The organism is Dietzia cinnamea NBRC 102147 (assembly GCF_001571065.1).
GTDB classification, from domain to species: domain Bacteria; phylum Actinomycetota; class Actinomycetes; order Mycobacteriales; family Mycobacteriaceae; genus Dietzia; species Dietzia cinnamea.
In genome coordinates this window covers 61,798-70,575 of the sequence record NZ_BCSW01000014.1, presented here as the reverse complement: position 1 = coordinate 70,575, position 8,778 = coordinate 61,798, and the positions used below count along the sequence as shown (strand labels likewise).

The 8,778-nt window shown below is 70.2% G+C and carries 8 protein-coding genes and 2 pseudogenes; 2 read left to right on the top strand and 8 right to left on the bottom strand.

Annotated features, from left to right (window positions below; genetic code table 11):
• Positions 1–113: 113 nt before the first annotated feature.
• From DCI01S_RS07465 to DCI01S_RS07455, 3 genes are all read right to left on the bottom strand, one after another.
• A complete protein-coding gene (locus DCI01S_RS07465) occupies positions 114–371 on the bottom strand; it encodes a Txe/YoeB family addiction module toxin (RefSeq protein WP_061228632.1) in 258 nt (85 codons plus the stop codon).
• 1 nt (position 372) lies between these two features.
• A complete protein-coding gene (locus DCI01S_RS07460) occupies positions 373–630 on the bottom strand; it encodes a type II toxin-antitoxin system Phd/YefM family antitoxin (RefSeq protein ID WP_017836490.1) in 258 nt (85 codons plus the stop codon).
• 213 nt (positions 631–843) lie between these two features.
• Positions 844–1,371, bottom strand: coding sequence for a hypothetical protein (locus DCI01S_RS07455; RefSeq protein ID WP_061228631.1), 528 nt, complete (start codon positions 1,369–1,371; stop codon positions 844–846).
• 172 nt (positions 1,372–1,543) lie between these two features.
• On the opposite strand from DCI01S_RS07455, the gene DCI01S_RS07450 reads away from it, so the two are divergent.
• A complete protein-coding gene (locus DCI01S_RS07450) occupies positions 1,544–2,998 on the top strand; it encodes an MFS transporter (RefSeq protein ID WP_061228630.1) in 1,455 nt (484 codons plus the stop codon).
• A 9-nt stretch (positions 2,999–3,007) separates the two neighbouring features.
• On the opposite strand, the gene DCI01S_RS07445 is transcribed toward DCI01S_RS07450, so the two are convergent.
• The 4 genes and pseudogenes from DCI01S_RS07445 to DCI01S_RS07435 form a co-directional block, all read right to left on the bottom strand.
• The gene (locus DCI01S_RS07445) at positions 3,008–3,247 is read right to left on the bottom strand and encodes a zinc-ribbon domain-containing protein (protein WP_061228629.1); all 240 of its coding nucleotides are present in this window, start codon (positions 3,245–3,247) and stop codon (positions 3,008–3,010) included.
• Between the two features lie 50 nt (positions 3,248–3,297).
• Positions 3,298–4,185 (bottom strand): alpha/beta fold hydrolase, encoded by an 888-nt coding sequence (locus DCI01S_RS07440; RefSeq protein WP_061228640.1) that lies wholly within the window; start codon positions 4,183–4,185, stop codon positions 3,298–3,300.
• Positions 4,172–4,641: pseudogene (locus DCI01S_RS16770) on the bottom strand (SRPBCC family protein). The gene DCI01S_RS07440 and the pseudogene DCI01S_RS16770 overlap by 14 nt, the downstream one beginning before the upstream one ends.
• Positions 4,642–5,258: 617 nt before the next feature.
• The gene (locus DCI01S_RS07435) at positions 5,259–7,523 is read right to left on the bottom strand and encodes a catalase (RefSeq protein ID WP_061228628.1); all 2,265 of its coding nucleotides are present in this window, start codon (positions 7,521–7,523) and stop codon (positions 5,259–5,261) included.
• Between the two features lie 472 nt (positions 7,524–7,995).
• On the opposite strand from DCI01S_RS07435, the pseudogene DCI01S_RS18270 reads away from it, so the two are divergent.
• A pseudogene (locus DCI01S_RS18270) lies at positions 7,996–8,070 on the top strand (hypothetical protein); the annotation flags it as partial.
• A 51-nt stretch (positions 8,071–8,121) separates the two neighbouring features.
• On the opposite strand, the gene DCI01S_RS07425 reads toward DCI01S_RS18270, so the two are convergent.
• Positions 8,122–8,766: a flavin reductase family protein gene (locus DCI01S_RS07425; RefSeq protein ID WP_061228626.1), complete on the bottom strand. Its 645-nt coding sequence runs from the start codon at positions 8,764–8,766 to the stop codon at positions 8,122–8,124.
• Positions 8,767–8,778: the final 12 nt, after the last annotated feature.

Here is an 8,778-nt window from a genome sequence, read left to right as displayed (position 1 = left end):
CCTAGTGGGCTGCCACCGTGGGGAAGGAGGGCCCACGATCCCGGCACATCGGACTGTCTGCCTGCGCTTGCCAGGTCGATAGAGACGTGTAGTTCCGGCTGAGCCTGTGTCGCTTACCCGTAGTGGTAGCGGCAGGTGGCGATTCGGACTTCGGTGTCGGTGACTTTGTAGACGAGTCGGTGCTCGTCGGTGATGCGTCTGGACCAGTATCCGGCGAAGTCGTACTTGAGGGGTTCGGGTTTGCCGATTCCCTCGTTGCCGTTGCGGGTGATGTCCTGCAGGAGCAGGTTGATGCGTTTGAGTATCTTTCGGTCCTGTTGTTGCCACCAGAGGTAGTCCTGCCAGGCGTTGTCGTCCCAGACGAGCAGCACGTCAGTCGGCGTCGAGCAGGTCGCGCGCCTGGCCGCGGCCGGACTCGAGCCGCTCCATCGCATCGAGCAGGCGTCGGGCGTTGGCCGGTGATCGCATGAGGTGGGCGGTCTCGCGCAGGGACTCGTAGTCGTCGAGGGAGACCATCACCACCGGTTCGTGGCCGGCGCGGGTGATGATGACCTCTTCGCGGTCGTTGGTGACCCCGTCGAGGACCTCGGCGTAGCGGGCCCGGGACTCGGTGTAGCTCATTGTCTTCATCTCAAACCCTCCTGTACGCACAAGTGTACAGGACGCGGAGTTGGGCTCCACTGTGACTTCCCGTCTCCCGCGCCTGTATAGCGGCACTTCTAATTCCGCTGATGAGTGCACATCCGGAGATGCTCACGTCCGCTACTGGAACCGGTTTGGCAACCGACACGATGCTGGCCCGGAGCGGCTGCCCGGTCCGGGTGCTGCGCGCCCCCGGCGTCGTCAGCCGTCGTAGGCGACCGTCTCCACGACGATCGGCCCGGCGACGGCCCCGCCGGTGGTGGTGAGTCGGTATTCGACCCGGCCCGGGCCGGTGGAGATCTGCGCCTCGTAGGGGTGGGAGATCGGATCGGGGATGCCCGTCGAGATCCGCGGGAACGGGACCTGCGCGATCTTCTCCCCGGTGGCCCCGGTGTCGAGGTTGCGCCACGAGAGGGTGGCGGTGAGGTTGCACGGACCCACCCCGGCGATGGCGAAGGCCCAGGCGACGGACGCCGTGTCCGGGTACCCGTCGCCGTCGAGCGTGGTGGAGATCGCGCCCGCGCACAGCCCCGTGGGTGAGCCGCCCACGGCGATCACGCGGTCGGGAGCGGGGAACAGTCGCGGGATGGCCTCGGAGGAGTCCTGGGCGTTCGCGGTGGCCGGGGCCGTGACGGCGGCGGTCAGTGCGACGGCCGTGGCGGCGAGGAACGCCCCCACGAAGACGGTGGGCCGGCGGGTGATCCGCCGGGTCGAGCCGGTGGTGTCCACCCGCTCATCGTCGCACTGCGGACAGCGGCAGACAATAGTGGGCGAGGATTCCGCCACGTCGGACCGCCATGTCGAACACGGTGGCCGTGCCCGGAACGAGAACCCGTTCGACACCTGTCTGTAATGTCCGACGAGAGGCTCCGGAAGCGAGCCTCGGTCGGAAGGACACGGGATGATGGCACGAACGCGCGGTGGGGACGCCGACACCGTCCGGTCGGACGAGAACGGTCTCATCGCGGTCCTCGCCTTCGGCGGCATCGTCATGTCTCTCAGTCAGACGCTGGTCATCCCGCTGCTGGGCATGCTGCCGGCGATTCTCAACACCTCCGCGGTCAACGCCTCCTGGGTCGTCACCATCACGCTGCTCGCCGGAGCGGTGGCCGGTCCGCTCATGGGACGACTGGGAGACCTCTATCCGAAGAAGTACGTGCTCATCGGTTGCACGGCGGTCATGGTCGTCGGCTCGGTGCTGTGCGCACTGGCCACCTCGCTGTGGCCGATGCTCATCGGGCGCGCCCTGCAGGGCGTGGGAATCGGTGTGATCCCCATCGGCATCGCCACGATGCGCGAGATCCTCCCGGCGCGTCGACTCGCACCGGCGATCAGTCTGATGAGTTCGTCGCTCGGAGTGGGAGGGGCGCTCGGGCTCCCGGCGGCGGCCGCCCTGGCGCAATACGGTTCGTGGCAGTGGATGTTCTGGGGGTCCGGGGCCCTGGGCGTGGCGATCATCGTGATGATGACGGTGCGTCTCCGGACGCTGCCGGCCGCCAAACCGGACGGCACGCTCGACGTCGTCGGCGCGGTGGGGCTCGCGATCGCTCTCATCTCGCTGCTGCTCGCGGTGTCCAAGGGCGCCGACTGGGGCTGGGGCGCCCCGTTGACCCTCGGCCTGCTGGCGCTCACCGCGGTCTCGCTGCCCGGATGGGCGCTGTGGGTCCTCCGGCACCCGTCACCGATCGTGGACCTGCGGGTTGCCGCCCGTCGCCCCGTCCTGATGACCAACATCGCCTCGGTGACCATCGGCATGGGCCTCTATGCGCAGCTGCTGATCATGCCCCAGATTCTTCAGCTCCCGGTCGAGACCGGACACGGGTTGGGCCAGTCGATGGTGGCCATGGGGTTTTGGAGCGCGCCCGGCGGGCTGGCGATGATGGCGGTCTCCCCACTCAGCGGGAGACTCATCGGCACCCGCGGCCCCAAGACCACGCTCATCCTGGGAGCGCTGGTGGTCGCGGTCGGCTATGCGTCCGGGTTGTTCCTCATGGGATCGACCTGGGGTGTGGTGACCGTCGGCATCGTGGTGAGCGGCGGTGTGGGGCTGGCCTACGGTGCGATGCCCGCGCTGATCATGGCCTCGGTCCCCACCTCCGAGATGGGCTCGGCCAACAGCGTCAACACGCTCATGCGCTCCATCGGCACCACGACCTCTGCCGCGGTGCTCGGCGTGCTGCTCACCCAGATGTCCATGGACTTCGAGGGGCTGTTTGTCCCCACCGAGACCGGATTCCGGGTCGGTCTGATGTTCGGCTGCGGCGCGACCCTCCTTGCCGCGGCGGTCGCCGCCACGATCCCGCCACCGTGGGAGGACAAGGCCACGGCCCCAGCGGTGCCGGCGCGGGAGAGCTGAGCGGCCGGATCAGTACGCGCCGGACAGGATCCCGTCGGCCCGCGACCGGTCGATCTTGGTGGTGATGCCGCACGCCGTGCACGTGGCCGTGTACGACGACCCCAGCGGGATGATGGGGATGAAGAACAGGGAGAACGCTCGCTTCCGACGGTCGACCCGCTGTGCGGCGACGTTGCCGCAGTTCGGGCACGTGGCCCGGGCCAGCCCGAGGTTCCGGGACGAGTTCTTGAAACCGAAGATGAAGAACATCGGCCCAGCGTGACACCGCACCGGGCCGCGCGCACCCGGTGCGGTGGAGTTCAGGACCCGGGACCCGAGCCGTCCGCGGTCGACCGGGCGCGGGCCACGATTGCATCGGCCAGCTCTGCCGGCCGCTCGTCGGGGATCCAGTGACTGACCCCGCTCATCTCGACGAACCGGTAGTCGGCGTCCACGTGGTGGCGGGTCCGCTCGGCGCCCCCGCGGCCCAGGGCCGGGTCGCGGTCACTCCACACGAAGGTGGTGGGCACACGGACCGCCGCGGTCGAGCGGGACGGTGGGGCGAAGGGCAGGGCCCGGTACCAGCCGAGTCCCCCGGGGATCGCGCCGGCGGCGACCATCTCACGCCGGTAGCGCTCGATCATCTCGGGCGTCATACCCATCCCGGCCAGGGCCTTCTCGGGCCGCGGGCCGGCCGAGGTGAGCAGTCGCTCCGGCAGGAACGGCAGCTGGAAGAGCCCGATGTACCAGGATCGCAGCAGCTGGTCGGAGGCGACCATGGCCTTGAGGAAGGCGGCGGGGTGGGGGACCGACACGGCGGTGAGACTGCGGAAGCGGTCGGGGTGCGCCCCGGCGACACCCCACGCGACGGCGGCGCCCCAGTCGTGACCCACCACGTGGGCGTCGGGCAGGCCGGCGGCGTCGAGCAGCGCGAGGACGTCCCCCACCAGTTCCGACAGCCGGTACGCGCGCCGACCACGGGGGCGGGCGGACTCGCAGTACCCGCGCTGGTCCAGCGCCAGGGTGCGGTACCCGGCCGCGTGCAGGAGCGGAGACACGAGGTCCCAGCTGGAGGTGCGTTGCGGGAACCCGTGGAGCAGGACGATCGCCTCGCCGTCGGCGGGCCCGGAGTCCACCGCGCGCAGCTCCATACCGTCGCGGGAGAACCACAGGTCCGGCCGGTGGGCATTCGGATCAGCCGCGGACATATCCCCTCCTGACCGCCCGGTCGAGAATTCCGAGCGTCGCCTTGAGCGCCGATGCGTCCAGCACCGGCAGTACTCCCGAGTCGCGCCACTTCGGGTGCGCGTCGGACCAGTCGTAGTAGCTGACGACCTCGGTACGCGCCCCCTCGGTGTCGTCGCCATCGCCCAGGGGGTCAGGCGGTAGCCGTAGGTGTGCCCGATCGGGGGTCTGATGGCCCCGTCGATGGTCCAGGCGATCTCGGCGTCCGGCTCGAACCGGGTGATGATCACCGTGACGTCGTACTCACCCATGTCATAGTCACCCAGCGACTCGCGGTCCATGTGGACGACGAACCTGTCGCCCTCGGAGGTGACCGCCGGCCCCTCCGCCGACTGGAGCATGCCGGAGGAGTCGATGGCCACGTGGCCGTCCGGATCACAGAGCACGGCGAACACCCGGCCCGCGTTCGCCGCGATCACTCGCCGCGCCTCGAGGCGGTACCCGGCGGCCGGACCGGCGCCGGCATCCGCATCGGCACGGTCGCTGGCGGCCCCGCTCGCGGCGGCACCCTCGCTGCTGGCGGCCTCGCTTGCGGCGGCGTCCCGTGAGGAGGCGTAGTCGCTCATGGCGGCGACGCTACCCGTGCCCGCCGGCCCCCGGGGACGGTTGCACACCGGCCGAGGAGCCTCACGAGGAATCCGCTCCTCGGATTGCGATACGCCCGCGGAGTTCCGCGAGCGGATCGACTTCCGAGGCGCGAGGCGAGATCGGAGGGGCAGATCGTGCGGCGGGGCCCGGCATCGTCTTCCGCAGGGCCCCGCCTCGCCCGCCGCAGAGGATCCAGAACACCGCCTCGCCCGCCGCAGAGGTTCCAGAACCCCGTGTCGACTGCGGCCGAGCCGCTTCCGCAGCAGCGCCGCCTATCGGAGACGCGCCACCTAAGGGGCCCCATAGGCGGCGCGCAGTCCGATAGGCGGCGTGCGACTCGATAGGCGGCGTGCGCTCCGATGGGCGGCGTGCGAGCCCGCAGGCCCCGGGGCGGCGTTCGCGGGCCCCTACTCGCCGCCCATCCCCGCGCCACCGGAGCGGGCCCGAATCAGACCCGCGCCGGGTCGGGCCGCTCCCACACGCGGTGGTTGGCCAGCAGCGGCTTGAGCGCGGGCACCACGCCGGCCGCGGAGTCCACCTGCACGACGCCCGGGGTGTCGGTGGTGATCCCGAAGTCGGCGTACCGGTCGACTGGTGCCAGTGTCGCGATGGCCTTCTTGTGCCGGTACATCTCGCTGATGAGGATGTCCGTGCGCGGGTTGGCGGGGAGATCGACCACCACGAGCGCGTCGAACTCGATGGACCGCTGCGTCTGATAGGTCCGTGACACCGACACGGCCTCGCCGGCCTCCGGATCACCGAGCATCCCGCCGGTCGGGGCGATCACCAGCGGCACCATGTCGTCGTCGAACACCGCCTGGACGAGGTTCGAGACCGCGTCGACGTCGGAGTCCTCGGTGACGAGGATGCCGATCTGGCGGCCGTCGGACGGCCACTCCTTGCCGATCTGCGAGAGCGCCGGGCTGGTGACGACCTCGGCGACGGGCACCTTCGTGGGCGCGGGCAGTCCCAGTCCGGCGGCCACGGTGACGGCCAGATCGTGGTCGATGTGTGCGAGCTGCTCGACCTGCCGGACCTTGATGGCCTGCTCGTAGCACTTGCCCAGCTCGAACGTGTACGCCTCGGCGACGTGCTCCTTCTCGACGTCGGTGAGGCTGTTGTAGAACAGCGTGGCCTGCGAGAAGTGATCGTCGAAGCTGGCCGGGGTGGCCCGCTCGATCTGCGATTCGGCGATCGTCTGCGCCACCTCGACCAGCGCGCCGTCGGTGGTGCCCGCCATGAACGGGCAGCCGCCGTCAAGACTGTTGGGCTGGTACGGGGCCACGCCCACGTGGTCGGCGGACTGGTGGAACCCGTCGCGGAACATGTCGTTGACGGGCGCGTGCGGGCGGTTGATCGGGATCTGCCCGAAGTTCGGCCCGCCCAGGCGCAGGAGCTGCGTGTCCAGGTAGGAGAACAAGCGGCCCTGCAGGAGCGGGTCGTTGGTGACGTCGATGCCCGGCACGAGGTGGCCCGGGTGGAACGCGACCTGCTCGGTCTCGGCGAAGAAGTTCTTGACGTTGGCGTTGAGCTCCATCGTGCCGATGACCTGCACAGGTGCGAGCTCCTCAGGCACGATCTTGGTCGGGTCCAGCAGGTCGATGCCGTGGAACATCTCGCTGACACCGTTCTCGTCGACCGTGTCGGGGAAGACCTGGATGCCGAGGTCCCACTTGGGGAAGGCGCCGGCCTCGATGGCGTCGGCCAGGTCGCGGCGATGGAAGTCCGGGTCCATGCCGCCGGTGATCTGGGCTTCTTCCCACACCTGCGAGTGGACGCCGAGGTGGGGCTTCCAGTGGAACTTCACCAGGCTCGTCTCGCCGGCGTCGTTGACGAGCCGGAAGGTGTGGACGCCGAAGCCCTCCATCATCCGGTACGAGCGCGGGATGCCGCGGTCGGACATGTTCCACAGGGTGTGGTGCTGAGCCTCGGTGTGCAGGGAGACGAAATCCCAGAAGGTGTCGTGCGCGCTCTGGGCCTGCGGGATCTCGCGGTCCGGGTGCGGCTTGGCGGCGTGGACGACGTCGGGGAACTTGATGGCGTCCTGGATGAAGAACACGGGGATGTTGTTGCCGACCAGGTCCCAGGTTCCCTCGTCGGTGTAGAACTTGGTCGCGAACCCGCGGGTGTCGCGGACGGTGTCGGCGGAGCCGCGGTTGCCGAGCACGGTGGAGAAGCGGACGAAGACCTCGGTCTCCTTGCCCTCGGCGAACACGCCGGCCTTGCAGACGCTGGCGGCGGCGCCGTTGGCGCGGAAGACGCCGTGCGCGCCGGCGCCGCGGGCGTGGACCACGCGCTCGGGGATGCGCTCGTGGTCGAAGTGCATGATCTTCTCGCGCAGGTGGTGGTCCTGCAGCAGCACGGGGCCGCGGCGGCCGGCCTTGAGCGAGTGGTCGGTGTCCGACAGGCGGGCGCCCTGCGCGGTGGTGAGGAAGGCGCCCTGCTGGCGCATGACCTCTTCGCGAGCCGTGACGGAGCCGGGCGGCTCGGCGCCGGTCGGGCCGTACGGGGTGGCGCCCTTCTGGTCCGCCTTGGGCGGCAGCGGGCTCGTGGGCTCGGTGGGCTCGTCCACGGTCGGCGGGCGGGAACCGGGGGTGCCGGGGACGACGTCGGCACCGCCGACCAGGTCGTCGGCGAGTTCCTCGGCCTTGTCCACGATCTTCTCGGCGGCGGACCGGGCGGCGGACTTGGAATCTGACCTCTTATCGGGCATCGGTGCTCCTTCGCGGGGGGGGGGACCTGTCCCTGGCCGAGATTCTGCCCAGACCTGACCGGTCCGCAACCGCTCGATGTCGGGGAGGAAACCTTCACCCGCGCCTATTCTCATGACATGGCATCTCCGCCGGTCGCCCGCGAGCACCTCCCGTACCCGGTCCTGCTGGCGGCGGCGTGGTCCGCGTGTCTGCTCCTCATCGCCGGTGGTGGCTGGCTGCTCGGGCAGGCGATCGGTCGGCTGTCCGTGATCATCGCGCCCGTCGCGATCGCGGTCCTGCTCGCCGTCATGCTCCGGCCGCTCGTCGACCGGATCCCGCAGCGGGTCCCGCGAGCGGCGGCGGCCCTCGTCGTCGTCGGGGTCATGGCCGGCACGTACCTGTTCGGCATCGTCGGCGCACTGTTCGCGGTGCCGGTTACCGCGATGGCCAACACGATCGTGCGGTACCTAGCCGCGCGGGGGGACGGCGAGCGTGGTGCGCGCGCCGCGCGAGCGGGTGTCGGCGCGCATCGTTACGCCCAGCGGTGTCGCCCACGAGTTCGGGCCCCTGCTGACCATGCGGTTCCCGGCCGCCCTCGCCGGCACGTCCATCGCGGAGTTAGAACCAGTCGCCGGGGACGTAGCCCGCGAGCGCCCCGACCGGTTCGCGGTATGCACCGTCGACGGCGGCGGCAGCGGCCGCGGACGCGATCCCCGGCGTGGCCGCGTGCGTGACGGCGGTCGGGACAGTCGGCATCGGGCGGGCCATCTGCTCGTAGCGGCCCCGGAAGAACAACAGCGGATCACCGGAACTGTCCTGCGGGCCGGCGCCGTTCACGTCAGCGAGGATCACCACGTGGTCACCGCCGTCGACGACCCGCGTGACCGAGCAGTCGAACCACGCGAGCGACCCGGCGATGACCGGCATGCCGCGGCCCGTCCATGCGAGAGGCACGCGCGAGAATTTGTCGGGATCGCGACCACCCACCGTCGCGGAGACCTCCGCGGCGTCGGAACCCAACACGCTCACCGCGAAGTCGCCGCGCTCCAGCAGGACGGGCAGCGTCCGGGACCGCCGCATGACCGAGATCAGCACCATCGGCGGATCCAGCGACAGGGCGGAGAACGACTGGCAGGCGAAGCCGGCCACCCCTGCGGGCCCCTCGGTCGCCACAACGGTGATGCCTGAGCAGAACCGGCCGAGCAGCTCCCGCAGCGCCACGGGGTCGTGGTGGTCGATCTCTGAGTCCACGGCGATGTCCATGCAGATACTGGT

Excerpts from the sequence above, each read along its gene's own strand:
- DCI01S_RS07460 (WP_017836490.1), bottom strand. The coding sequence starts at position 630 with ATGAAGACAATGAGCTACACCGAGTCCCGGGCCCGCTACGCCGAGGTC.
- DCI01S_RS07450 (WP_061228630.1), top strand. The coding sequence starts at position 1,544 with ATGATGGCACGAACGCGCGGTGGGGACGCCGACACCGTCCGGTCGGAC.
- DCI01S_RS07445 (WP_061228629.1), bottom strand. The coding sequence starts at position 3,247 with ATGTTCTTCATCTTCGGTTTCAAGAACTCGTCCCGGAACCTCGGGCTG.
- DCI01S_RS07440 (WP_061228640.1), bottom strand. The coding sequence starts at position 4,185 with ATGTCCGCGGCTGATCCGAATGCCCACCGGCCGGACCTGTGGTTCTCC.
- DCI01S_RS07435 (WP_061228628.1), bottom strand. The coding sequence starts at position 7,523 with ATGCCCGATAAGAGGTCAGATTCCAAGTCCGCCGCCCGGTCCGCCGCC.
- DCI01S_RS07425 (WP_061228626.1), bottom strand. The coding sequence starts at position 8,766 with ATGGACATCGCCGTGGACTCAGAGATCGACCACCACGACCCCGTGGCG.